This is a genomic window from Acinetobacter modestus, from assembly GCF_014636095.1.
Lineage (GTDB): Bacteria > Pseudomonadota > Gammaproteobacteria > Pseudomonadales > Moraxellaceae > Acinetobacter > Acinetobacter modestus.
Window position 1 is genome coordinate 184,595 of the sequence record NZ_BMDV01000005.1, and the last position, 25,926, is coordinate 210,520.

Annotated in this window: 26 protein-coding genes; 15 read left to right on the forward strand and 11 right to left on the reverse strand. The window is 38.7% G+C overall.

All coding sequences use genetic code 11. The features are described from left to right. Positions 1-56: 56 nt before the first annotated feature. The 7 genes from IEV17_RS12570 (at position 57) to IEV17_RS12600 (ending at position 5,723) form a co-directional block, all read left to right on the forward strand. Positions 57-2,036, forward strand: coding sequence for an ATP-dependent helicase (locus tag IEV17_RS12570; RefSeq protein WP_004659072.1), 1,980 nt, complete (start codon positions 57-59; stop codon positions 2,034-2,036). Positions 2,037-2,101: 65 nt separating this feature from the next. Next, entirely contained in the window at positions 2,102-2,347 is a 246-nt protein-coding gene (locus tag IEV17_RS12575; RefSeq protein ID WP_004659070.1) for an RNA recognition motif domain-containing protein, read from the forward strand. A 6-nt stretch (positions 2,348-2,353) separates the two neighbouring features. Continuing rightward, on the forward strand, positions 2,354-2,683 hold the full coding sequence (locus tag IEV17_RS12580; protein ID WP_004659068.1) for an ASCH domain-containing protein: 330 nt from the start codon (positions 2,354-2,356) through the stop codon (positions 2,681-2,683). Between the two features lie 102 nt (positions 2,684-2,785). Then, complete coding sequence (locus tag IEV17_RS12585; protein ID WP_004659066.1) at positions 2,786-3,289, forward strand: DUF6586 family protein; 504 nt, start codon at positions 2,786-2,788, stop codon at positions 3,287-3,289. Positions 3,290-3,401: 112 nt separating this feature from the next. Beyond that, complete coding sequence (locus IEV17_RS12590; protein WP_004659064.1) at positions 3,402-3,680, forward strand: hypothetical protein; 279 nt, start codon at positions 3,402-3,404, stop codon at positions 3,678-3,680. 363 nt (positions 3,681-4,043) lie between these two features. Beyond that, the gene (locus IEV17_RS12595; RefSeq protein ID WP_004659062.1) at positions 4,044-4,778 is read left to right on the forward strand and encodes a Bax inhibitor-1/YccA family protein; all 735 of its coding nucleotides are present in this window, start codon (positions 4,044-4,046) and stop codon (positions 4,776-4,778) included. Positions 4,779-4,919: 141 nt separating this feature from the next. Beyond that, on the forward strand, positions 4,920-5,723 hold the full coding sequence (locus tag IEV17_RS12600) for an enoyl-ACP reductase FabI (protein ID WP_004659060.1): 804 nt from the start codon (positions 4,920-4,922) through the stop codon (positions 5,721-5,723). A gap of 88 nt (positions 5,724-5,811) precedes the next feature. On the opposite strand, the gene IEV17_RS12605 is transcribed toward IEV17_RS12600, so the two are convergent. The 5 genes from IEV17_RS12605 to IEV17_RS12625 all read right to left on the reverse strand — a co-directional run bounded on the left by IEV17_RS12605 (position 5,812) and on the right by IEV17_RS12625 (position 12,504). Beyond that, positions 5,812-6,615 carry a hypothetical protein gene (locus IEV17_RS12605; protein ID WP_004659058.1) on the reverse strand — a complete coding sequence of 268 codons (804 nt, stop codon included), beginning with the start codon at positions 6,613-6,615 and terminating at the stop codon, positions 5,812-5,814. 214 nt (positions 6,616-6,829) lie between these two features. Beyond that, entirely contained in the window at positions 6,830-8,230 is a 1,401-nt protein-coding gene (locus tag IEV17_RS12610) for an efflux transporter outer membrane subunit (protein WP_004659056.1), read from the reverse strand. Between the two features lie 11 nt (positions 8,231-8,241). Beyond that, a complete protein-coding gene (locus tag IEV17_RS12615) occupies positions 8,242-10,233 on the reverse strand; it encodes a MacB family efflux pump subunit (RefSeq protein ID WP_004659054.1) in 1,992 nt (663 codons plus the stop codon). Between the two features lies 1 nt (position 10,234). Then, positions 10,235-11,569 carry a MacA family efflux pump subunit gene (locus IEV17_RS12620; RefSeq protein ID WP_004659051.1) on the reverse strand — a complete coding sequence of 445 codons (1,335 nt, stop codon included), beginning with the start codon at positions 11,567-11,569 and terminating at the stop codon, positions 10,235-10,237. 107 nt (positions 11,570-11,676) lie between these two features. Continuing rightward, positions 11,677-12,504: an SIR2 family NAD-dependent protein deacylase gene (locus IEV17_RS12625; protein ID WP_004659050.1), complete on the reverse strand. Its 828-nt coding sequence runs from the start codon at positions 12,502-12,504 to the stop codon at positions 11,677-11,679. A gap of 496 nt (positions 12,505-13,000) precedes the next feature. Between IEV17_RS12625 and IEV17_RS12630 the strand changes: the two genes are divergently transcribed. Further along, positions 13,001-13,450 (forward strand): bacteriohemerythrin, encoded by a 450-nt coding sequence (locus tag IEV17_RS12630; protein WP_004659048.1) that lies wholly within the window; start codon positions 13,001-13,003, stop codon positions 13,448-13,450. A gap of 206 nt (positions 13,451-13,656) precedes the next feature. Here the strand turns inward: IEV17_RS12630 and IEV17_RS12635 are convergent, their stop codons facing one another. Next, entirely contained in the window at positions 13,657-14,208 is a 552-nt protein-coding gene (locus tag IEV17_RS12635; RefSeq protein ID WP_004659047.1) for a hypothetical protein, read from the reverse strand. A 342-nt stretch (positions 14,209-14,550) separates the two neighbouring features. On the opposite strand from IEV17_RS12635, the gene IEV17_RS12640 reads away from it, so the two are divergent. Genes IEV17_RS12640 through IEV17_RS12655 form a run of 4 tightly spaced genes read left to right on the forward strand, consistent with a single transcriptional unit; the run spans position 14,551 to position 16,670 of the window. After that, complete coding sequence (locus tag IEV17_RS12640; protein ID WP_004659044.1) at positions 14,551-14,937, forward strand: hypothetical protein; 387 nt, start codon at positions 14,551-14,553, stop codon at positions 14,935-14,937. 51 nt (positions 14,938-14,988) lie between these two features. Next, positions 14,989-15,444, forward strand: coding sequence for a hypothetical protein (locus tag IEV17_RS12645; RefSeq protein WP_004659041.1), 456 nt, complete (start codon positions 14,989-14,991; stop codon positions 15,442-15,444). 11 nt (positions 15,445-15,455) lie between these two features. Next, on the forward strand, positions 15,456-16,241 hold the full coding sequence (locus tag IEV17_RS12650; protein ID WP_004659039.1) for a hypothetical protein: 786 nt from the start codon (positions 15,456-15,458) through the stop codon (positions 16,239-16,241). A gap of 24 nt (positions 16,242-16,265) precedes the next feature. Continuing rightward, complete coding sequence (locus IEV17_RS12655; RefSeq protein WP_004659037.1) at positions 16,266-16,670, forward strand: hypothetical protein; 405 nt, start codon at positions 16,266-16,268, stop codon at positions 16,668-16,670. Here the strand turns inward: IEV17_RS12655 and holA are convergent. The 5 genes from holA to IEV17_RS12680 form a co-directional block, all read right to left on the reverse strand. Beyond that, positions 16,667-17,656, reverse strand: a complete 990-nt coding sequence (gene holA / locus IEV17_RS12660) for a DNA polymerase III subunit delta (RefSeq protein ID WP_004659035.1) — start codon at positions 17,654-17,656, stop codon at positions 16,667-16,669. The genes IEV17_RS12655 and holA overlap by 4 nt on opposite strands. Positions 17,657-17,665: 9 nt before the next feature. Next, a complete protein-coding gene (locus tag IEV17_RS12665; RefSeq protein ID WP_004659034.1) occupies positions 17,666-18,175 on the reverse strand; it encodes an LPS-assembly lipoprotein LptE in 510 nt (169 codons plus the stop codon). A gap of 88 nt (positions 18,176-18,263) precedes the next feature. Then, the gene (gene leuS / locus IEV17_RS12670) at positions 18,264-20,903 is read right to left on the reverse strand and encodes a leucine--tRNA ligase (RefSeq protein WP_004659033.1); all 2,640 of its coding nucleotides are present in this window, start codon (positions 20,901-20,903) and stop codon (positions 18,264-18,266) included. Positions 20,904-21,037: 134 nt separating this feature from the next. Beyond that, complete coding sequence (locus tag IEV17_RS17335) at positions 21,038-21,490, reverse strand: DUF4124 domain-containing protein (protein ID WP_004659032.1); 453 nt, start codon at positions 21,488-21,490, stop codon at positions 21,038-21,040. 76 nt (positions 21,491-21,566) lie between these two features. Then, positions 21,567-21,938 (reverse strand): DUF4124 domain-containing protein, encoded by a 372-nt coding sequence (locus IEV17_RS12680; RefSeq protein ID WP_004659031.1) that lies wholly within the window; start codon positions 21,936-21,938, stop codon positions 21,567-21,569. 506 nt (positions 21,939-22,444) lie between these two features. On the opposite strand from IEV17_RS12680, the gene IEV17_RS12685 reads away from it, so the two are divergent. The 3 genes from IEV17_RS12685 to ilvC all read left to right on the forward strand — a co-directional run bounded on the left by IEV17_RS12685 (position 22,445) and on the right by ilvC (position 25,781). After that, on the forward strand, positions 22,445-24,169 hold the full coding sequence (locus tag IEV17_RS12685; protein ID WP_004659029.1) for an acetolactate synthase 3 large subunit: 1,725 nt from the start codon (positions 22,445-22,447) through the stop codon (positions 24,167-24,169). Then, positions 24,169-24,660, forward strand: coding sequence for an acetolactate synthase small subunit (gene ilvN, locus IEV17_RS12690; RefSeq protein ID WP_004659027.1), 492 nt, complete (start codon positions 24,169-24,171; stop codon positions 24,658-24,660). Before IEV17_RS12685 ends, ilvN begins: the two co-directional genes overlap by 1 nt. A 104-nt stretch (positions 24,661-24,764) precedes the next feature. After that, positions 24,765-25,781, forward strand: coding sequence for a ketol-acid reductoisomerase (gene ilvC, locus IEV17_RS12695; protein ID WP_004659026.1), 1,017 nt, complete (start codon positions 24,765-24,767; stop codon positions 25,779-25,781). Positions 25,782-25,926: the final 145 nt, after the last annotated feature.

A 25,926-nucleotide genomic window follows, 5' to 3' on the forward strand; every position in this document is an offset into this window, starting at 1 on the left:
CCGCGATGCAGTTTTAGTCTGCTAAAATAGCACTTCATTTCTGATTGACCAATTTTATGACGCTCGCCAAGCTAATTGATGAACTCAACCCTCAACAAAAACAAGCAGCCACTACGATTGCGCATAACTGTTTAGTTTTAGCAGGGGCGGGTTGTGGAAAAACCAAAACGATTGTAGCTAGAGCAGCATATTTAATTGATCAAGGTTTACCTGCACAGCAGATCCAAATTTTAACGTTTACTCGGCGAGCTGCCAGTGAGATTGTTACGCGAGTTGAACAACATATGGGGGCACAATCCAAAGGTTTACGTGCCTCAACATTTCATACCTTTTGTATGTATCTTTTGCGCCGTAATCCACGCGCTTTTGGTTTGACACAATTCAGTATCATTGATCGAGATGATCAATTGCTGATGTTCCGCTTATTGCGTGGTAAGGATAAAGGTAATGTGTTGCCAAAAGCTGCTGAATTATGTGATTTATATTCTTATGCACGGAACACGAAAACCAAATTATCTGATGCTTTATTCGAGCAATTACCGCAAGCTGTAGAGTATAAGTCGCAAATCGCCGAGTTGATGAAAGCCTATGAGCAGCGCAAGCAAGAGCGTAATTTCCTCGATTATGACGACATTCTTTCGATTGTGGCGGTGCATTTACAAAACTCACCTGAGTTGGTGAAGTGGGTGACGGGTTTCTGTTCAGCATTGTTAGTCGATGAAATGCAGGATACTAATCCACTGCAATGGGCTTTATTGCAGCCTTTGGTAGGTAAGGTGAAATTATTCTGTGTTGGTGATGATGCTCAATCTATTTATGGTTTTCGTGGTGCAGATTTTGAAAATATTCATCACTTTAAAGAGCGTGTACCAGATGCTGAAGTGTTGACTTTAGAAATGAATTATCGTTCGACCCAAGGTATTTTAGATTTATCCAATTGGTTACTTGAGCAAAGCCAAATTGATTATGACAAGCATTTACAAGCCTATCGAGGAAAGGGTTTAAAACCACAATTGCATATCCTGAGTAATGAGTTTGAAGAAGCCAATTGGATTGTTCAAGATCTAAATCAACGGCATTCGCAGGGTGCTGCTTGGGCAGAGCATATGATTCTATTACGTTCAGGTTTTAGCGGGCGGTATTTGGAAGGGGCTTTGATTGCGGCGAATATTCCTTATCGATTTATCGGTGGCGTAAAGTTGCTTGAATCCGCTCATGTCAAAGATGTTTTAAGTTTGCTTCGCGTCAGTGTCAATCCACAGGATGATTTAGCTTGGATGCGCTTTTTGACGCTTTGGGATGGTGTAGGTGATGTTGGGGCAAGTAAATTAGCGCAAGAGCTCATTCAGTTGCCTGATATCGAAGCACGTTGTCAGCGATTAGAACGACATGGCAAAGTGCCACAAAAAGCGATTTTGATCTTGATGCAATTAGATGTATTACAGCAGCATGTAGAAGCTTGTATCGGCTTAGCTTTGGATGCTTTAAATGAGCAATTAGAAAATAACTACAAAACCAAAGATTGGTCACGCAGAGTCAAAGATTTTGATTTGGTGAAACAATTAGCACGTAAGCATCATTCACTTGGTGAATTTTTAGAAGAATATGTACTTGACCCAATTTCGATATCAGAAATTGATAAGACACCCGATCAAGACTTAGTGACTTTGATTACGATTCACTCTGCAAAAGGAGCTGAACAAAAGGTTTGTTATGTTCCACATGTATCTCCAAATCAATATCCACATGCACGGGCGCAGGGGGATTTTGATGATGTCGAAGAGGAGAGGCGTGTTTTGTATGTCGCATTGACGCGTGCAGAAAATGAGTTGATTTTAACCAAACAAAATTTAAATTTATGGTCACAAGATCAATATGATGAGTTAGGAAGAAAAATAGAAAGCTACTTCCTCAATGATTTACCTCAACATTTAGTCGATGTTCAGATTCATCGAGATATTCCACGTGCCTATGGTCAAAGTAATCGCTCTCGCACTACTGCAATCAATTTAGGTTTTGGGATTGATTTCGATTAAACTAGGCAGATTCAATTTCTTTTGATTCATTGATTAAACAGATGAATCATCTTTTAGGTTTTAGCATGAAAATTTTAGTTCGTAATTTAGACCGTAATGTGACTGATGCGGAAATTCTCGACTTATTCAAAGCATATGGAAAAGTTGAGTCTTGTGTCGTGGTCAAAGATGAAGGAACAGGAAAATCGAAAGGTTTCGGTTTTGTTGAAATGCCAAACCCTCGTGAAGCGATTAAAGCAATTAAAGGTTTAAACACCTTGAAAGTAAAAAGCCAAGGCATTCGTGTTAAAGCTGCGGATGACAAAGCTTAATTATCGATGTTAAAGCAATATACTGCTTTATCAATGGTTGCGCCAAATGCTGAGCGAATAGCCAAGAAAATTAAAACACTTGAAGTTCGCTCATGGCAACCTGAAATGTTGCCACTGAAAGATTTGATGATTGTAGAGAATCAAAATTTTCTTTTGAATGATGGCGATGAAGAAACTGGTTTCGCAGTTGCACTTGTAGATATTGAATCAGTGAATCCGTGGCAATCTGATGAAGTTGATGCTGCTTGTGCAACGTATTGGGCTCAAGGATATTTGGCTTGGGTTATTCGCAATATTCGTCCGATTGATCCACCGATTCAAGTCATTGCCAAGTGAAAACTTTATCGTATTGAATTGATGTTGTGAGTGCTATTTGTTTCAGCATCAATTCGCTTTACAATCAGTCTTGATTTAAATGAACTGAAAAAGGGATTTATTATGTCTCGTGTTGCTCGCTACCATGCTGATCGTACCAATCAAAAATTGTATTTTGCCCGACTTGCATGTCAACAAGCTGAGCAAACTGAACATATTCAACAAGCGCAGGCATATCGTGAGGCAGCAGTATTTCATTTACACGGGGCAATTTTAGCGTTTTTACAAGAATTAGTGCGTTATTATCGTTTAAATGATTTACAACCAACGTTTAAATCGATTGAAGAACAGATGGCAGTTAAAGGACAAGTCTCACCAGAAGTTTCAGTATTACAGCAACTTGCTAAAGATGGTTTTATTGCAGAACTCAAACGTGCGTATCGTTTATGTCAGTACGCACCAGAGCCAACAGCACCAGAGCCTGAAAATGAGACCTCATCGAATTTGATTATTAAGGTGACTCAAAGTCCTCAAGCATGGTTACCTGATGCGAAAATATTACGAGAATGGCACAGAGAGTTAAGCCATTTGATTGACGGTTTTCGTAATGAAATGGTTGAGTTTTAATTCGAGTACAACATAGACTTGAAATATGAGTGAATAGCACTTATATAAATAAGACGTGAGATTGCAAAGTGCAGTAGCGCTTTGCCACCATGTAGAAACATGGAGTAATTGTATGTCAATGCAACAGTTAAAAGAGTTATTTGGTAGCCAAGAAGCCGTTCTCGAGTTAGTTCAACTTGAAGGTGGAGAGCTTGCCTTGCGTAATGCTGGTTCGGAAGCAGAGCCTTTGGTTAAAATTCAATTTAGTGAAGATGTTAAAAAGATTTTGGGTGATCAGACACCAACCGTTGCACAGCATATGATCCAAGCCGCTTTATTTGGTTTGTTGGAAAAACAGATGAATCAGTTACAAGCAGAAGTTGTTGATGAGCAACCGCAGCACTTTAGCTAAAAGAGCTGTAATATTTCACTCTAATCTAAGAAATGATTTAAAAAGGAGTCCTAAAATGCGACTCCTTTTTTTATTGCTTATGTTACTTAGATGAATACAGATTTTATTAAAATTAATTCACTTGGTATAAAGATATCTCGACTGTAAATATAAGCTTATGGTTCTCGCTACGGAATGAAAGTTATAGTTATAAAATGTGCTTTAATTTTGCAATCAAGTACTTTGTTTCATATATTTTTAATTGATTAGCTATCAATAAATTGCAAAAAAATTAAAGCTTTATTAAATGTAAAAAATATTGGGATTGAATAAAAAATATCATAAACTCAATTTTTATTTGCTTACTATAAAAAGAGAGCTTACATGCAAAGTAATAATCCAATTTTAACTCGGGTGGAAACCTATACTGATATAACTGAGCCAATGACCATTCAAGGTGCTATTCAGAAGTCAGTATTATTGACAGTGATTGCAGCTGTATTGGGAATGGCGCTATTTTTCTATTGTGCAATCACTGCTAATCTTTCAATTGCGTATGCTGCAACAATTGTTGGAATTATTGGGAGCTTAATTTTAGCTTTGATTACCACTTTTAAATCAAATACTGCACCAGCTTTAGCAATTCCTTATGCATTATTTGAAGGTGCATTTTTAGGTGGTATCTCTTTTATTTTTCAACTGAAGTTTCCAGGTGTTCCTTTACAAGCTTTGCTTGCGACCTTTGTTACAACCTTGGTTTTATTTGCGTTATATAAATTCCAAATTATTCGTGCTACTGAAAAATTTAAGGCAATTGTAATTTCAGCTTCTATTGCGATTGCTTTAGTTTTTGTTGTGCAGATCGTTTTACGGTTGATCTTTGGCTCAAGTATTCCTTATATTTTTGAAAGCAATTGGTTAGGTATCGGTTTTGCTGCATTTGTTGCAGTAATTGCATCACTTAATCTGATTTTAGATTTTGATCTTATTGAAAATGCAGCAGCACAACGCGCTCCTAAAGCATTTGAATGGGTATGTGCGATTGCTTTACTTGCGACTTTAGTGTGGATGTACTATTCATTCATGCGCTTATTAAGCCTAATTCAAGGTGATGATTAAATTTAAATTAATATAAAACATAAATCGTCTTCAGATGAAGGCGATTTTTTTATGCAAGATTGTAAAAAAGGTGGATTATGCAATTCCGAAAAATCAGGAATGTTGGCATGATGTGGTGAAAATTTTTCGAGTGAGAATAAGATGTCACAAGGACTTTTAGCTGGTAAGCGTTTTTTAATTGCTGGTATTGCAAGTAAATTATCAATTGCTTTCGGTATTGCGGCAGCATTACACCGTGAAGGCGCAGAGTTAGCATTTACTTATCCAAATGAAAAGCTAAAAAAGCGTGTTGATGACTTTGCAGCGCAGTTTGGTTCAACACTGGTTTTCCCTTGTGATGTAGCGATTGATGCGGAAATTGACAATACTTTTGTTGAGTTGGCAAAACACTGGGATGGTTTAGACGGTGTTGTGCATTCGATTGGTTTTGCACCTGCACATACGTTGGATGGTGACTTTACCGACGTGACTGATCGCGACGGTTTTAAAATTGCACATGACATTAGTGCCTATAGTTTTGTCGCGATGGCTCGTGCGGCAAAACCATTATTACAAGCACGTAAAGGTTGTTTATTGACTTTGACTTATCAAGGTTCTGAGCGTGTGATGCCAAACTATAACGTGATGGGAATGGCAAAAGCATCATTAGAAGCGGGTGTACGTTATTTGGCATTAAGTTTGGGTAAAGAGGGGATTCGTGTGAATGCGATCTCTGCCGGTCCAATCCGTACGTTGGCTGCATCTGGTATCAAGTCTTTCCGTAAAATGTTAGATGCTAATGAAAAAATCGCTCCATTACAACGTAATGTAACGATTGAAGAAGTGGGTAATGCAGCATTATTCCTTTGCTCGCCGTGGGCTTCAGGTATTACCGGTGAAATCCTTTATGTTGATGGTGGTTTCAATACTGTAGGTATGAGCCAGTCAATGATGGATGATGAATAATTAGATTAATCTAATTATTTAATAAAGCCGCTTTTATAGCGGCTTTGTTTTTTCAAAATTGTGGAATCTTCAAATTATAACGCCCGCGTTAGCTCTCACCGTTCGGAACATTTGCTACATAACCCCATTGTCTAGAACACAACTCGTGTTCAGTTTTGCACTCTCCACACTTGAACTTGAACCCAAGCTTTAGATGACGGTTTTCAACTGAGATTTTGGCATCACATGTGGCACAGTCAAATGTGGTAGCTAAGAGACAAAATTTTGCTGAATTTTCGCCAGTTAGCTCACCGTAGTACTCAGCACGACAGTTGGCGTTGAAGCAATAAAACTTTTTTGTATTTTCCAGTGAGCATTTTGCAACAACGAATGGCTGACCACATTTCTCGCACGTTACGTCAAATGGCTGAATGAAAGCTGCACCTCGAATATTGCCAGAGTTGGCTTCTTCAACAGCGGCAGCAACTTCTTGTAGATAGTTCTTTAGCTCTTTCTCAGGCATGAGCTCTTCAGTAGTTCGATGGCCGTGCAGATATTTTCCAACTTTGTTGTAGTGCTTCCTAAGCCACTTGAACCCGAGTGATTTGTGCTCTCCAACAAGCTTCATATCCTTTGCAGGCTTTCCGTATTCCTCTTCGATACCAGCGAAGATCTTGAAACTTTTGTCTCCGAGTTGATCGTACTCTAGAAGTGCCTTAACCGCTTGAGGTGGTTGCCAAGCATCAACGATATATTTTGGAATATGGTTGCCTGTAGCATCTAACTTTTCATACGTTAAGAATTCCATCGCCATTCGGAGTTCGAGTGCCGCATATCGCAAGCTAACCTTGTCCCCGACTTCGATCAGCTTCTTTGCACGTTCAATACAGTGGTGTGGACTGGAATATTGCATAGAGAGAGCTAACTATAGTTATATGGCAAATTTGCCGCATAACAAAAATGAAAAATAACCAATTTTATACCTATTAAATGTAATTATATTTTGATCAGCATATAAAACAGCAAGATTTACGTCAATGCATAAATTTGATGAGTAAAATCAAAAGTTCTCAGCTCATTAAAAATGAGCCAAAACTGTAAGTGAGTAAATAGCAGCAACTCGTGTGTTATTGTTCAGGTCGTTCTTTCACAGGACTTCCACCTAGTGCTTGCATTAAGGTTACATAGGCATTGTATTGACTCTGCTTGGTTTCGACCAAGCTAAGTCGTGCATTACGTGTGGTTTCCTGTGCATCCAGCAAGTTCTTTAATGCAATCGCACCATTACGATAACGAACTTCGGTAAGTCGCTCAGTTTTATTAGCTAACTCGACATTGCGTTGTTGCAGTTGTACTTGTTGATTCAGTTGAGTTCGATTCGACAAGGCATTTTCTACATCAGCAAAAGCTTGGTATAAGGTTTGACGATACTGGGTAATGGCTTTTTCATATTCAAGATCACTGATCTCAATGTCTTTCTTCATATCATTATATTGAAGGAAAGGCAGGCTAAGGCTCGCACCCAAAGTTAAAGCAGGATTCTTTAATAATTGAGTCAAAGACGTGCTTGAAGAACCAACATTCCCAGTCAAATTGATTGAAGGATAATAGCTGGCTTTGGTTGCATCTTTATTGGCTAAGGTTTTGCGTAGGCGTAATTCAGAAGCTTGTAAGTCTGGACGACGCGATAAAATATCCGCAGGGAGTCCGACCGCGATATTCGGAAGAGCATTGCGAGGTAGTTGTGTAGGCTCTTGAATATTCAGTTGTTGAACAGGTTCATGTAGCAATACAGCAATCGCAGTACGCGCTTCAACACGAAGCTGCCCAATTTGGCTTAAACTGGCTTTTTGGCTTTGCACCGATTGTTCCGCTTGCGTTAAATCTAAGCCTGAAACCGCACCCGCTTTATACTGTGATTGCACCAAAGAATAGATTTTTTGCGTCGAAGCCAAGTTCTGCTGAATGGTTTGATAGCGTTCGTTCAGATAGCACAGTTGCCAATACAGTTTCGCTGTGGTTCCAACTAGACTTTGTGCTGTGGCTTGTAAATCTTGCTCAGTGGCTAAGGCTTCCCATCGACTTGCTTCCGTTTGGCTAGCAAGTTTGCCAAATAAGTCAAGTTCATAACTGACACCGACACTGGTCGATAAACCACGATCAGAACCATCACCAGAACGCAGATCATAATTATGACCTGCGGAAACACTAGAACTGGTTCGAATACCTTGTTTATTTTCAGCCAAACCTGCCTGTAAACGAGCTTGTTTAAGGGTAATCCCCGCAACAGTTAAATCACTATTTTTAGCGAGAACCTGATCGACCAATTGATTCAGTTGGGCATCATTAAACAGTGTCCACCATTGATCAGTTAGATTCACATTCTTATTTTTTTGCGCATCATACTGAAACTGTTGCGGCACTTGTACTGTTGGGGCGTTATAGGGGGTTTTCACCACAGCAGAACAGCCAGCCAAGGAGCCAGTGAGTACCAGTGCGAGTCCTAATTTTGTGAATTGAAAAGACATACTCAAATTCCTTATTCTCTCGCTAAAGCAGCAACTGGATCGAGTTGTGCCGCATTTCGTGCTGGCAAAAAGCCAAATACAATACCAATCATGCTTGAACACACAAAGGCCGCCACAATTGAGGTGGTTGAATAACTCATTTCAATGATGCCTTTGGCAAAGTGCCCAATAATTTGCCCAATCCCTAAAGAAAGCAGCACACCAAGTACACCGCCCAATAAGCAGACTAAAATTGCTTCAATCAGGAATTGCTGCAAAATGTCACTTTGTCGAGCGCCAACGGCCATACGTACGCCAATCTCTTGGGTTCGTTCGGTCACAGAAACCAGCATAATGTTCATGACCCCAATACCACCAACGACCAAAGAGATCACTGCGATTGCAGAAATTAACAGGGTCATGGTTGCCGTCGTCTGTTGGATGGTTTCACGAATACTGTCGGAGTTTTGGGTAAATACGTCCTGTGCGCCGTGACGTTGTTCAAGTAGAGTCAATATGGCATTCTCAGCGGCACTACTTGGATATTCATCTTTAATACGAACAATAATGCTGCGTACATTAGACTGACCTAACATACGGCTCATGACTGTCGAATAAGGTAAGTAAACATTCAAGCTGTCAGAATTGCCCATAAAGCCTTGTTGAGCATCAATCACACCAATAATACGGCTGGGTACACTACCTAATAGCAGTACTTGACCGACAGGATTGGTCCCATCTGCAAAGAAGGTTTTTTCCGTATTGGTATCAATTACTACATCTTGGGCACGCTGGGTAACGCTGTTTTTGTCAAAAGGCTGTCCTGATTTAAAGGTCATGCCACGGACATAGAAGAAATCAGCACTGACACCATTTACTGTTGCCGATGCTTCAGTATCTTTGTAGCGTAGTGTCACACTGGTATTGGCGGATGGACTTACTCCATCGACGTATGGCTGTTCTGCCAATGCTTCTGCATCAGCAGGCACTAGGGTTTTGACTTGTGAAGCACGTGAGTTATCACCAAAACCACGACCCTGATACACGGTAATGGTATTGGTACCGAGGCTACTGATATTTTCTAAAATTTGCTTTTGCGAGCCATTCCCCAACGCAACCACCGAGACCACGGATGCGATCCCGATAATAATCCCAAGCATGGTCAAGAAAGTCCGCATGCGGTGTGCATTCATGGCAAGCAGTGCCATGCGGAATGCTTCACCGAGACGATCAAAGAAAGAACGCCAAGCTGAGGTTTTCTTTTGTGGTGTGCGTTGTAGGGTTTGATGTTCTAAATCGGAATCTGCATTTTCAGGCACGTTGGCACGGTCTGAAATAATATTACCATCACTGATCTCGATAATACGGGTCGCATTTTTTGCAACATTAAGATCATGTGTGACCAGAATAATGGTATGACCTTTGGCATTCAGCTCACGCAAAATGCGCATCACTTCAATACCACTATTCTTATCCAATGCACCTGTTGGCTCATCGGCAAGAATCACATCACCGCCATTCATCAAGGCGCGGGCAATCGAAACACGTTGTTGCTGGCCACCAGAGAGTTGGCTTGGGCGATGGTGTAAACGTTCTTCGAGTCCGAGTTCTGAGAGTAGCTCAGCCGAACGCTGTTGGCGAAGTTGGCTGTCGACGCCTGCATAAATTGCTGGGACCTCAACATTACCAGAAGCACTCAAATCACCGAGTAAGTGATAACGCTGGAAAATAAAACCAAAATATTCACGGCGTAGTTGTGCCAGTTCATCTGGTTCCAGTTGGCGTGTTTCTCGACCATTGACCTTGTAACTCCCTGCGCTGGGCTTATCCAGACAACCTAAGATGTTCATCAGGGTCGATTTACCTGAGCCTGATTGTCCGACGATTGCAACCAACTCACCTGCATAAATTTTTAAATCAATGCCTTTGAGAATTTGTACTGTACCTTCACCCGCAGGGAACTCACGGGTGAGGTCACTAACCTCAAGTAATGGCTGTGAAGAATGCGTTTGATCTTGAGTCATATTACATTCTCATTGCACGTTGATTGCTACGTTTTGCTGATTCGTTTGAGCTATCAGTTGCATCTGCAATCACCACTTGATCACCTTGTTTTAAACCTCTAAGCACTTGTGCAGTGACACGATTGTTAAGGCCGATTAACACAGGTTGAGGTTGAGCAGTCCCATCCGCTTGTAACACACGAACCATACCTGTGGATGCTTTACTTTGAGCAACTAAGGCTTTTTCAGCTTCAGTCAAATCTAGGCGTTTAGGATGTTGCGCTTTCTGAGTATCTGTATTTTTTGCTTTATCTGTTGCAACCGAATTATTGCCATTTTCTTTTTTGTTTGAACGTCTAGTTTGGATGGCAGCGGCAGGAATTGTTAGTACATTTTTTGCTTCAGCTAAAACAATATAGACCTGTGCAGTCATATCAATACGTAACTTACCGTCTTCATTTGGAACATCAAACAAAGCGTTGTAATACACTGCCGTGCTTGATGACGATGAACTGGTATTGGTTGTTTCCGTATTGATAGAGTTTGGTGCTGGCTCAACTTGACGTAGTTGTGCGTAATGTTTTTTGTCACTATTGCCTAATGTAGTGAAGTAAACGGTTTGACCTTTTTCAACTTTCATAACATCGGCTTCAGAAATTTGAGCCTTAATTGTCATCGTATCTAATTTCGCCAATTTCACAATTGTTGGCGCGGTTTGGTTGGCATTCACCGTTTGACCTTCTTCGGTCACAATGGCAACTACTGTCCCATCCATTGGTGCAACAATACTGGTATAACCTAAATTCTCTTGTGCAGTTGCGAGTGTTAAACGAGATTGTTCAATTTGCGCATTGATTGCTGCAATTTGAGCTTGTGCTGTTTTAAAGTTTGCTAGTGCTGTTTCAAGTTCTGCACGTGAAGTTGCATCTTGGCTAAACATTGCCTGCTGGCGTTTATATTCAGCTTCAACTTTTGCTAAATTGGCTTGTTGTACTGCCAATTGAGCCTGTTGATTTTGAATATTCGCTTTGGCTGTTTTTAATTCATTTTCTTGACGAATCGAGTCAATTTGTGCAATCAGTTGACCTTGTTTGACTTGATCGCCTAACTGAACATACATTTTTTTCACTTGACCTGAAACCTGAGCACCCACACTGACCATCTTGGTTGCTTCAAGTACACCCGTTGCGAGTACTGAATCTTCAATATCACCTTTGGAAACTTCAGCACTAATATATTGTGGTGCTTGATCTTTAGGTTTAAAGAAAAACCATGCAACGGCTGCAATAATCGCCACACCGATAGCGATTATTATTATTTTACTTAATGGTATTTTTTTAGAACTTGTTTTTGGCATGGCAACAGATCGAAATTTGGAAACTCAAACCAGTATAAAAGCGAAATAAGGATAAAACGTGGATATTTTTAATCTAGAATGATAATTATTATCAAATTTTATTGAAATTATTCGACTAGAATCTGATAAATATTTTGAATACCAATGACTGCATTTTCTGCGATTGAGACTCCTCCCTTGGATGGAAGCATTGCTTCACGAGGATTGATTCGGATGAGTTGTGGTGCGAAACGCTCACTGAAATAACGAACGGTTGGAATGGCTGTGCCTGCACCTATTTCAATGACAATAGATTGATTGTGGGCTTCTAAAAAATTTTCTAAGCGTCTCGCTTGTTGCGTGTGTCTTTGGCTAACCCAAGCATAATCATTAAACATCAAAATATTTGGACGGGATAACTTGCCACAATGTGGGCATAGTGGGAGTTGTCCTAGCCATTGACAATTTTGATGATCAATCTCAGGCGTTAATTCATTTGCTGACCATGTTGTGAGTTGGCAAGGTTCTGAGCATTGAAGATGGTGGATCGAGCCATGACATTCATAAATTTGGTTTGGATCAAAACCTGCTTTTTGAAACTGCCCATCAACATTCGAAGTAAATACAAAGTAGGGTAGTGCTAATTTTTCAGCGAGTTGTTTGAGTAAATTAAAACCTTGATGCGGCATGGTTTGACGATATAGTGCCAAACGATGTCCATAAAAACCCCATGCTAAATTTGGCTGAAATTTAAATGCTGCTGGATTGGCTATTTCAGTAAAGTCGATACGTTGTTTACAGAGTTCTGGATAAGCTCGCCACATGCCTTGATTGCCTCGAAAGTCGGGCAGACCTGAGTCAACGCCCATACCTGCACCCGCACTGATAATCAGGCTATCGGCTTTTGAGAATAAACTTTTAACTCTTTCAATTTCGATGGGGCTGAGTTGCTGCATGATCGGTATTCTTATCCTCTGTCATCGTATTTTATTGAGATGATCTCAGCATAATTTATCCTAAAATTGAGAAATATTGAGTTAATTATAACTTTCTGGTGATGATTGAGCTAACGGCGATTGATAGCTTATTGAATCCTATTGATGAGACGATCTTGATTCAGAAAAGATCACATTTATGTATTTAAAGTAGATTGAATTACATCATTCATTCAAAATGAGTTAGGTCTCTAATTTAGCCTTATCAGCCTTTCCAGATTTTCATTAAAATAGTTATTTTAAAAATAATAATTATAAATTTCAATTTCTTACATTTATTTTTAATATAAGGTAAATAAATTTAATAAAACCTTAATTTTTTTATGGATTTAAGGGTGTAAAAATTGTAAGATCTAATTCCATATTTTTTTTATGGTTTTAATCTAAGCAATAAAGTCATAAAAAATATGCAAATAAGTACAAGTGATTTGATAGGAAAATTCACAGGGGAAATAAAATGGAATGGCAAGAAAGCTTTAATATCGGTATCGATGTAATTGATCATCAGCATCGCCAAATATTAGATTATATCAATAGACTAGAAGAAATTCGGGTGAGTGGTCATCGCTCTAAGATTCAAGAAGTATTGGAAGATCTAATTGATTACACGCAATCACATTTTAGCTTTGAAGAAAATTTATTAATGCAGGTTAATTATCAATATTTACCTTCGCATAAAGGTATACATGATTTATTTGTCAAAAGACTGAATGATTATCGTCAACGCTTTGAAAAAGGGGAAGCAGTTGAAAATGATTTATATCGATTACTCTCAAAATGGTTGATTAATCATATACAGCATGATGATCAGGATTATGTCGATGCTGTGCGTGACAATATGATTCGATATTTACGCACCCAAGAACAAACCAAAGGAAAGAGCTGGTTCTCTCGTATATTTAGCTAACTCATTGATGCTTAAAGTTAGTTATCCTTAATTGCTTATGAATATTTAAAGTCGATATCAAAAAATGGGGGGAGAAATTCTACTCCCCCATTTTTTTATAAAATTATAAAATACTTATGAAAATCATTATTTTATTTAATTTTAAGAATCAAAATTTTATTTTTCTCAATAGAAGTAAGCAGAATAAACAACGTATAGCTTTAGAACTAAAAAGAAATTTGAATATTGACTTTACTTTTATCAACATTGGCAGCTTGTGCAATTTTTTGACGAGCTTCATTAATAATATCAGCAAGTGAAAGGTTGACTTCCTCTTCTTGAAGCTGTTGCATTTTTTGCCATTTAAATTCAGGGTTATCTAGATTCAGCTTAATTTTCTCTAGAACTTCGCTAGAGTTTTTATAGGTAATAGGATTGCGTTGTCCTGATGTTAATTTCGCCCAAGCATTCTTAAATGATTCTTGATGTGGAAGTTGGACAAACTCTGAAATTTGAATAATTTTTCGATCTGATGCTTCTTTAGGTTTAATTGCTTGAAACTTACCGAGAATAAATGCTTGAGCATGATCGTATCCATCTGATTTATCAGCAAGATCTTTTTTTAAATTACGGATGATCAATACATATTCAACGTTTATAAAATTATTGGTTTTTAGAACCCAATCACCAGTGCCACCTTGTTGTCTAAGTGTTTCTAAACTTTCACCTGAAAATACGATAACAACATTGAGAGGAGCGGATGAAAGACTATTTGGCATTGTATTTGCTCTAGGATGTAACTGTATGATGCGGTAATTATTCTATATCTAAAACGGTCTTCTGTTGTTGTTTATTTAAGTGGTAATCTTTAATATTGTTACATAAAAATAACACAACTATCGTATAAGTATAACACTTTATTAATTTAAATGTCTTAATATAACTACATCAAATGAATTAAAGAACATATCGATACAGCACAAAAAAGCGCTTGCAGTGGTTAGGTATACCCTTTTTCATTTATGTAAAAAATTAAAAAGGTAGTGTTGTCTAATGATTATGTATTCCTAAGAGTTAAATTATTTTAGTCGGATTCTTAATGAGTTGTCTGAGGAAAAACTATGTTAAATCAATTAATAAAAATGAGTTTTGTGTATGTGGTTGGTAGTAGTTTATTGATTACTTGTGCTTATGCTGAAACTGCTGAAGAAAGAATGATGCGTAATAGTAAAGCATTATTCGAAGGTTTGGAAAATGTGAGAGTTGAAAGAAGCAAAGCTTTTACTCAAAGTGGCGGTGATGTGCAGGGTGCAAGCCGTGCTGTGAATAATGAAATCAAGAAATATAACATTATGCGAAATAATGGTGCATCTCTGGTGGATTTATGTTTGCAATCATCAATGATCAGTGAAATGTTTCTGAACGAGGGGCACGAGCAAGGATATAAGTCATGGAATAGAGCAGCAGTAATGAATTGTCAAACTGCAAAAAATCCTCCACATTTATAGAGGGTTGCGGTTACTAATTCTTTTAATTTATTAAATTTTGGAGATTTATACATGAACAATCAATCTACTCAAAAATATATCGAGCTTGGTTATCTTGATTTAGATGATGATGTGGTATTTGAATATAACTATGAAGCGGCAAATTGTTTTGGTAACTCATATACTACATGGATACAATCAGGTGCTGCAAAACATGCTTATGATGATAATATATTGATTTGGTTCCCAAAATTCTTTAAAAATGAAGAGTGGGCAAATTATCAGATGTTAGATTATAAAGTTATAAAAGAACGATGTCTTGATATATCTAAGATTGAAGATCATTTAGAAAAAACTAGAAATGGACCACAAAAAAGAATTATTTTTGCATCTATGGAAGATAAAAGCATTAGTAATAAATCCATTTATAGATTTTTAGGTTTGTATGAGTTGATACCTGATGGAAAAATTGGTGAGACTACATGGAAGCGCATAGCCACACGAGTTAATACCTATTCTTCAACGTAAGAGGTAATTGTATGCATGGAAAAGTAATGCTAATTGAAAAAACTCGAACAGAATTGTTGGCTTTAGCTCAAAATCCAAACTTAACCATAGTGGAGCAATTTCAATTAGCAACTTATCAAGATAGTTGGCAAAATCGGGCGGTGCGTGAACCAAGTATCGCTATGATTTTGGCAAAAAATCCAAATTTAGATGAACAAGTTCAACAATTGTTATTAAAGCAAAATATGGTTGTACGTCGAAATTTAGCGGAGAATTTAGGTGTTATTGAAAATATCCAACTGCAATTAATTGATTATGCTATCGAATACGGTGGTATAGAAATTATGGTGATTTGGGCATTAGTTAAAAATCCTAGTATCTCAGAAATCGTACAACGGAAGTTATTAACATACCCAATTCAAGATACATTTGATGAAACGTATTTGTATAAAATGTTAGCTAAAAATCCAAGTACCTCATCAGATATTTTTAGCGAAATAGAAAATTATTTACCGCGTAATTTTCTGCGGCACAGAACAACAATAGATAATATCGAGGAAGAAGAGTGTGGCGTTGAATCAGCTACTCTATTTGATTCCGATGTTCTATTGAGCGAGGAAGAACAATGGCAGCTCTTTCTATCTCAGACTTTGAGTTCTCATATTAAATTAGCAAGACAGCCTAATTTGCAAGAAGAAATACAATATGCATTACTTGATCAGGATGATAAATTAATTATCTCTTTTTTGGCAGATAATCCTTATTTATGTGATGATGTAAAAGATAGAGTTTTTCAGTTACGTTTGATTTATTTATAATTTTAAAGATTCTGGAATTAGTTTATGCCACACTTGATTAAACATATAGATAAAATTGCAAGAGAAAAACAAAGAGATGTTTTATATGTGCAGTTTGATAGTAAATTTTACTCCAGTGATAATTATGAAAAATGGAAAGCAAGAACTAGATTTATTCATTGGCTTCAGCAAAATCGTATTGCCTATGAAAAATGTGGATGTTTTGCAAGTGAAAATTCAATGGAATCTTATCAGGGGCAGCTTTATATTGATATTGCTTATGATGAATCGTTAGCTGAATATCAAAAACTAAGTGAACATTTAGAATATGCAGATGGTCGTATGAAAATTAAAGGTTTACTTTTTTACTATGTATCTTTAGAACAAGCTATGAAAAATAAACATCATGATGACGAGGGGTTTTGGGAGAGATGGGCAGAGAACTTCTAAATTAAGAATAATTGTTTCCCACATAATTCCCCAACTGCCTGTAACATGAGTTGTTCGGGATTCTCTTGAGACATTCCTTTAATTGCAGCATCAATTGCTAATAAAAGTTCAGGCCATTTTAAAAACTGACGAGGGTTTAAGCGGCGTAATGCTTGCTGATAAAGCGAAACTTTAGTTTTCCAAATCCCTAATTGCAATGCATTCTGTGGCTGCTCAAAAAGTTGCATGAGTAGACGCATTTCTTTGCTGAGTGTCCATAAGATCAAGCTATCTGGTTCGCCAGCAGCAAGAAGATACTGATAGATTTTAACGGATTGAGCTAAATTTCCTGTTAATAATGCATCACTTAAATCATAGGTGGTATAGCGTGATTGATCTTGTAAACAAGCATAGAGTTGTTCAATTTGGATTTGTTTGATATCGGGAAAGGTATCTGCAACACGCATCAAACTGTTTTTGGCTGCCAGTAGGTTATGTTCATGATGCTGCATCAGCCATTGCCAAGCATCATGATCCAGTTGAATGCCTAGTTTTTCTGCTTCTAAATTTAAGATTTTTTGTCGGTCTTGTGGATAGGTTGCGGTCAAAGAAACCACAACACCATTGGCCTCCACGACTTGGAAAAAGGCAGACTTTAAACTGCTGCTGTCTTGTTTAGGTAAAACGATGAGCAATAAGTTGTGTTCATTATGTTGAATATAGTGTTTAAGCAGTTTTAAGCCGTTGGCATCGGGCTTGATATTGCCATGTACTTCAATGGCAAGTTGCTGGGAAAATAGCGATAAGCTATTCAGCGCATTAAAAACATTTTTCCAATCATTGACGCTACTGATATCATAACGCTGACGTTCAATCTCATGCTGTTGCCAACTTTTACGAAATCCATCAAGTAAGTTTTGCTCAAGCAAAGGTTCTTGCCCATGAATGATCCATGCACCACGGGCTTCTGTAATGCGTTTTAATGCTTGAACATAATCTAACTTCATAAAAAGTAATTATGGTTGAGCTTTGGGTAAACGATTCGCTGCAATTTGACGCGTAATTTGCTGGGCAATATCATCAATAATGATACGGTTCAGATACGCTTCTTGTTGATTATCTGTATTTACAGTTGCCACATCATATTGGTAGGTGCGAGATGCAGTGAGTGTACGTGGTTCTGTGATTTTATTGCCTTGACGATCTTCAACTTGGAAAGTCACGGTTAAACGCAATAGTACTTCAGTCAATTTACCATTCAATAACTGGCGACGAGGAGTATAATCTAAGATACGAAGTACATAGGCATCATTGGCATTACTGAGTTGTACACCCGTAGCACTGAGATAGATGCTGAGACGATTCTCGAGTTCATCGGTATTGTCAGGTAAAACCAAAGTTAGTTTGTTATAAACCAATGGTGTTGCCGTTGGATAGCTTCCCTTTAAATGAAAGCCACAGCCAACTAAGCCTGCACTTAGACCTAAAGTTAAAACAATAGCAGCTAAACGTTGTGCTAAGTGCATATTTATTCCTCTAATCAAATCTATTCTAATTCCTCTTTGGTAGAGGATTAAAACCTCTCTTATATTTAAGAGAGGTTAGAAAGAATTATTAAACAACTAAATTAACAAGTTTATTTGGTACTACAATTTCTTTCTTGGTTGGACCAGTTAAGAATTGTTGAACTTCTGGCAGTGCTTTTGCCAAAGCCAATAACTCATCTTTTGAGATATCGACTGCGACGTCTAACTTACCACGAAGTTTACCATTCACTTGTACAACAATCGTTTGCGTATTACGGGTTAACGCTGATTCATCCACTTGTGGGAACAGTGTCGTATTAATATCAATATTAAACTGTGCTAAAAGTGTTTGACTTAAATGTGGTGCAAATGGGGCAAGTAAAGTCAATAAAGTTGTAATTGCTTCACGTGCAACGGCTACATCATTGTCATCTTTTGCTTCAAATTTGTTGGTCGCATTCAATAATTCCATCAATGCAGCAATAGAGGTATTGAATGCATGACGACGTTCGATGTCATCACCCACTTTTTGGATGGTTTCATGGGTTTTACGACGTAAATCTTGCGCATCTTTCGATAGGTTTACTGTATCAATTGCAGTAGCTAGATTGCCTTTTTCTAAGAAACCAGTCGCCAAACGCCATACACGTTTCAAGAAACGGTTTGCACCTTCAACACCTGCATCTGACCATTCTAATGATTGATCAGGTGGTGCAGCAAACATCATGAAGACACGTGCCGTATCTGCACCGTACTGATCAATAATGGCTTGTGGGTCGATACCGTTATTTTTCGACTTAGACATTTTTTCTTGTCCGCCAATCACAACTTCTTGACCATCACCTGAATATTTTGCAGACAGGATACGACCTTTTTCGTCACGTTCTAATTCGATGTCAGCAGGGTTAAACCAAGTTTTCTTGCCGCTTTCTGCTTCGCGGTAGAAAGTATCCGCCAACACCATGCCTTGGGTGAGCAAGTTAGTAAATGGCTCGTTACCTTGTACCACGCCTTCATCACGCATCAATTTATGGAAGAAACGTGCATAAAGTAAGTGCAGAATTGCGTGTTCAACACCACCGATGTATTGGTTCACTGGAAGCCAGCTTTGAGCTGCTTCAGGTTTCACCATACCGCCAGTAAAGTCTGGAGATGCATAACGTGCATAATACCAAGAGGATTCTACAAAGGTATCCAAGGTGTCTGTTTCACGACGTGCGTCGCCGCCACAGCTTGGACACTTAGTTTCATAGAATTCAGGCATCTTGTTCAATGGGTTACCAGAACCGTCTGGAACCACATCCGTCGGTAATACCACTGGCAATTGATCTTCTGGAACGGTGACTTGACCACAGCTGTTACAATTGATCATTGGAATTGGACAACCCCAGTAACGCTGACGAGAAACACCCCAGTCACGCAAACGGAATTGAACCTTAGAATTTGCCAAAGCTTGTGGTTCTAATTTTGCAAGGAAGGCATCAAAAGCGGCTTGGAATGCTAAACCATCAAACTCGCCAGAATTCACCAATTTGCCATCTTTAGAACCGTACCATTCTTGCCATTCAGTTGCTGAATATTCAGCATCATCAGCGCCTTTAGCATCGATGACTTGCTTGATTGGTAAGCTAAATTTATTAGCAAATTCAAAATCACGCTCGTCATGTGCAGGAACGGCCATCACAGCGCCTGAACCGTATGACATCAATACATAGTTCGCAATCCAAACAGGTAAGTCTTCACCTGTGACTGGGTGCTTAACAGACAAGCCGGTTGCCATACCTTTCTTTTCAGCAGTGGCGAGATCGGCTTCTGCAACTGAACCCATACGGCATTCTTCAATAAATGCAGCAAGTTCAGGATTGCCTACTTCTGATTGAAGGGCAGCAGCTTTAAGTGCCATAGGGTGTTCTGCTGCAACAGCAACATAAGTCACACCCATTAAGGTATCAGCACGCGTAGTATAAACAGTTAAACCATCTGCATAGACTTCAGTATTCTCAGAAGGGAAGGTAATTTCCATCCCTGTAGAACGACCAATCCAGTTACGTTGCATGGTCAAGACCTGTTGTGGCCAACCATCTTTTAATGTGTCTAAATCGTCTAATAATTCTTGTGCATAGTCAGTGATGCGGAAGTAGTACATTGGAATATCACGTTTTTCAACCAATGCACCTGAACGCCAGCCACGGCCATTTTCAACTTGCTCGTTGGCCAACACTGTCTGGTCTACAGGATCCCAGTTCACTGTTGAAAGCTTACGATAGATCAAGCCTTTCTTATAAAGTTGTACGAATAACCATTGTTCCCAGTGATAGTATTCTGGTGTACAGGTGGCAAATTCACGATCCCAATCGACAGACAAGCCCAATTTTTTTAATTGGTCACGCATGTACGCGATATTTTCAAAAGTCCATTTTGCTGGTGCAACTTGATGAGCAATCGCTGCATTTTCAGCAGGCAAACCAAATGCATCCCAACCCATTGGTTGTAATACGGTTTCACCTTTTAAACGGTAAAAACGGCTGATCACGTCACCAATGGTGTAGTTACGCACATGCCCCATATGCAGTTTGCCACTTGGGTAGGGGAACATCGACAGGATATAGCGATGTTTGCCCTCTACAGTGTCTGCAACTTTAAAAACTTTGCGATTGTCCCAGTCTTGTTGAACTTGAGGCTCAATGGCACTTGCTTGATATTCGGAGTCAATGTGAGAAGTCGTCATAGGGATATGCGATACAACAAAAATTAAAGTTAAGATTGCCGCACAGCATAGCGCAAAATAGGGGCGGATGTCAGTTTTTAGATCAAGATTTTATCTTCTGGTTATTGGGTATCAGTGGTTCTATCTAAGTATTTTTATCGATTTGATGCTCTTGAATTTGCTAATTTCTCCTTCTTTTGTTGATAAGCTACCTCCATTGATCTACGAATATCTTTTTCGTTTGTTGCACCAAACATTACTGCATACGGATCTTTTTTAATTTCTTGGAGTTGCTGTTTTACTTGTTTCTCAATTTCAGCTCGTTCTGCTGTTGTAAATTCATCTTTTGGAGCTACTGGACGTGATGGCTGATTGAGATTTTGAACTGGTTTATTATCTGGAAGTTGTTTTTTAGTTTGTTCTAGACTGTTGCTATATGTGGATACTGAGCCTAACTTTTTCGCACTTGAGGGTGGAGGTGTTGCTGAATAATGAGTTGAGCCACTCGCGTCGACCCATTTATAAAAATCTTGAGGATAGGTTGTAGCTGGATAAATAGATAATATTAATGTGATTACAGAATATTGTTTGAAAAGGGTTTTTGTCATAAATATTCGTATTTTAAAAAATTGAATAAAGTGGTGATATTAGAGTCACCATTTTATTCAATTATATTAAAAGAATCTAAAGATTTGGTTTTACTCTAACTGGTGCTGTAGTTGGAGTTTGAACAGGTGCAGTAGTAGCTGGAGTTTGAGAAGCTACATTCGTTGAAGGTTGACCAAAGCTTTGAGGTGATTGTGTTTCAGAAGATGGTTTATTTTCGTTTTGAGGTTGCTGTGCTTTCGGCGGGTTTGTATTTTGAGTGCTACTTCCATAAGTGGAAATTTTATCTAATCGTTTTGCTCCTTTTGGTGGAGGAGTCGTGGTGTAATGGGTTGAACCATTAGCATCTATCCATTTGTAATATTGCTGAGCGTAATTTTGGCTAGAACAAAGAAGCAGAGTCGTAGTTGCGACAGCGTATAGGCTTGTTTTTAAATATGATGGTTTCATAATTTGATCTCCCCAAAAGAATTCCGTCTATATTCGATCAAAATGTTTGAATTAGCCAATCACAATGCCTATTTTTGTATAAAAAGAAAATAGTTTTTTGATAAATGGGCATTTGAATCGATAAATTACCTTGAGCTGAGAGATTAAAAAAACAACAGCTAAAAATTATTCTAAAAAAACCTTTTCTTTATTCTTGACTTTGTGTATGAAAGCAACAAAAATGCTTGCTTAGTTTTATATGCGCTTATTTGATCACCCTTCGAATAAATGTCATGGTTTGCAATGGACATTCTTTCTAGCCGAGAGAATGATTTTTTGAAATATGTTTATCCCAACATGTTTTGATTCGAGATGTAATAACAGCTTATACGGCTGATGAGTCAGAAAATTTTTCCTATTGCAGCAAAAACGAGTAGAATACGCACACTTAGAAAAGTGCATAAGTTAATGAATGAAAATACAATTTATGTCTCCCATAAATTGTACTAACACTAGGGTGAATCACGTTGGAACTTTTATCTGGTGGTGAAATGCTCGTTCGTGCGCTTGCGGACGAAGGCGTAGAGCATGTTTTTGGTTATCCAGGCGGCGCAGTTTTACATATTTATGATGCGCTTTTTCAACAAGACAAAATTAATCATTACCTTGTACGTCATGAGCAAGCTGCTGGTCATATGGCAGATGCATACTCGCGCGTAACTGGTAAAACAGGTGTTGTTCTTGTGACCTCTGGTCCAGGCGCAACAAATACTGTTACTCCTATTGCAACTGCCTATATGGACTCAATCCCAATGGTGATTTTGTCAGGACAAGTTGCAAGTCACCTAATTGGTGAAGATGCATTCCAAGAAACAGATATGGTTGGTATTTCTCGTCCAATCGTAAAACACAGTTTCCAAGTGCGTCACGCCAGCGAAATTCCTGCAATTATTAAGAAAGCATTTTATATTGCCTCTTCTGGTCGTCCAGGCCCAGTTGTTGTTGATATTCCTAAGGATGCCACCAATCCAGCAGAAAAATTTGCCTACGAATATCCTGAAAAAGTGAAGATGCGTTCGTATCAACCGCCTTCACGTGGACATTCAGGTCAAATCCGCAAAGCGATTGATGAGCTCATTACTGCTAAACGCCCAATTATTTATACGGGCGGTGGCGTTGTTCAAGGTAATGCTTCTGCATTATTGACTGAACTTGCACATTTATTGGGTTATCCAGTAACCAATACTTTGATGGGCTTAGGTGCGTTCCCTGGCAATGATCCACAGTTTGTGGGTATGTTAGGGATGCATGGTACCTATGAAGCCAATATGACGATGCACAATGCAGACGTGATTTTGGCCATTGGTGCACGTTTCGATGACCGTGTAACCAATAACCCTGCGAAATTCTGTTTGAATGCGAAAGTTATTCATATTGATGTAGATCCAGCGACCATTTCTAAAACGATCATGGCGCACATTCCTATCGTTGGTGCGGTTGAGCCAGTTCTTCAAGAAATGTTAGCTCAGCTTAAACAGATGAATGTGTCTAAGCCAAATTCTGAAGCAATTGCTGAATGGTGGTCTCAGATTAATGAGTGGCGTAAAGTTCATGGCTTACGCTATGAAGCTGCTCAAAATGGTGAAATGAAACCACAACAAGTGGTGGAAGCGCTTGATCGTGTGACCAATGGTGAAGCGATCATTACGTCTGACGTAGGTCAGCACCAAATGTTTGGCGCAAACTACTACAAATACAAACGTCCACGCCAATGGATTAACTCTGGTGGTCTAGGCACTATGGGTGTTGGTTTACCGTATGCAATGGCAGCGAAGCTTGCATTCCCAGATCAACAAGTAGTGTGTATTACAGGTGAAGCATCAATTCAGATGTGTATCCAAGAATTATCAACATGTAAGCAATATGGCTTAAATGTGAAAATTCTTTGCTTGAATAACCAAGCTTTAGGCATGGTGAAGCAGTGGCAAGACATGAACTATGAAGGGCGTCATTCAAGCTCTTATGTAGATTCTTTACCTGATTTTGCAAAATTGATGGAAGCTTATGGTCACGTAGGTATTCAAATCAATCATGCAGATGAATTGGAATCTAAACTGGCTGAAGCAATGGCAATTAATGATAAATGTGTATTCATTAATGTCATGGTTGATCGTACAGAACATGTTTATCCAATGTTGATTGCAGGTCAGTCGATGAAAGATATGTGGTTAGGTAAAGGGGAGCGCACATAATGAGACATATTATTTCTGTACTCGTTGAAAATGAAGCTGGTGCGCTTTCTCGTCTTGTGGGTTTATTTAGCCAACGTGGTTACAACATCGAGACACTCAATGTTGCACCTACTGAAGATGAGACTTTATCTCGCTTGACACTCACCACTTATGGTGATGATCACAAAATTGAGCAAATCACTAAACAACTCAACAAATTGGTTGAAGTAGTTAAAGTAGTTGATTTGTCTGAAGGTTCACATATTGAGCGTGAATTGATGTTGATCAAAGTTAAAGCGCTCGGTGCTGCTCGTGCTGAAATTAAACGTACAGCAGACATCTTCCGTGCCCAAATCGTTGATGTAACACCAACCACTTATACGATTCAAATCGCTGGTACAACTGAAAAGATTGATGGTTTTATTGATGCACTTGCTGAAAATACTATTTTAGAAGTTGTACGTTCAGGTGTATCAGGCATCGCACGTGGTGAAAAAGTTTTAAGTATTTAATTGCTTCCCTAATTCTTCATATAGAAATGCAAGAATTGGAAAGTTTCAAAGGATCTATCCTTGTATAACAAGGGAAATGACAAAAATTTTAGCGGAGAAAACAGATGCAAATTTTTTACGATAAAGACTGTGACTTATCAATCATCCAAGGCAAAAAAGTTGCAATCATTGGTTATGGTTCACAAGGTCATGCTCATGCACTTAACTTGAAAGATTCTGGCGTTGACGTAACTGTTGGTTTACGTGCTGGTTCAGCATCTTGGAAAAAAGCTGAAAATTCAGGTCTTAAAGTATCTGAAGTTCCAGCAGCTGTTGCTCAAGCTGACTTAGTGATGATTTTGACTCCAGATGAGTTCCAATCTCAACTTTATCGTGATGTGATTGAGCCAAATATCAAAGAAGGCGCGACTTTAGCATTTGCTCATGGTTTCTCTATTCTTTATAACCAAGTTGTTCCACGTAAAGATTTAGACGTAATCATGGTTGCTCCAAAAGCACCAGGTCACACTGTACGTTCTGAATATCAACGTGGTTCAGGTGTTCCTGACTTAATCGCAATTCACCAAGATGCTTCTGGTAATGCACGTAACGTCGCTCTTTCTTACGCTTCAGGTGTAGGTGGTGGTCGTACAGGTATCATCGAAACTTCTTTCCGTGAAGAAACTGAAACTGACTTATTCGGTGAGCAAGCAGTTCTTTGTGGTGGTGCTGTTGAATTGGTTAAAATGGGCTTCGAAACTTTGGTTGAAGCTGGTTATGCACCAGAAATGGCTTACTTCGAATGCTTACATGAACTTAAGTTAATCGTTGACTTAATGTTCGAAGGCGGTATTGCTGACATGAACTACTCAGTTTCTAACAATGCTGAGTACGGTGAATATGTGACTGGTACTGAAGTAATCAACGAACAGTCTCGTGAAGCAATGCGTAATGCATTGAAACGTATCCAATCTGGTGAATATGCGAAAATGTTCATTCAAGAAGGTGCGTTAAACTACCCATCTATGACTGCTCGTCGTCGTCAAAATGCTGCGCATGGTATCGAAGTAACTGGTAACAAGTTACGTGCGATGATGCCTTGGATTCAAGCGAACAAAATCGTAGACAAAGAGAAGAACTAAGTTTTAGTTTAATCTTTAAAAGCCCTTGTTTGTACAGGGGCTTTTTATTGGATCATCCTAATGTTACGCATTAGCGAAGCATAGCTCTACTCTTGCACAGGGACCTTATGAAGCGATGCTTCTCATGCTTTTCTATTGTCCTGTT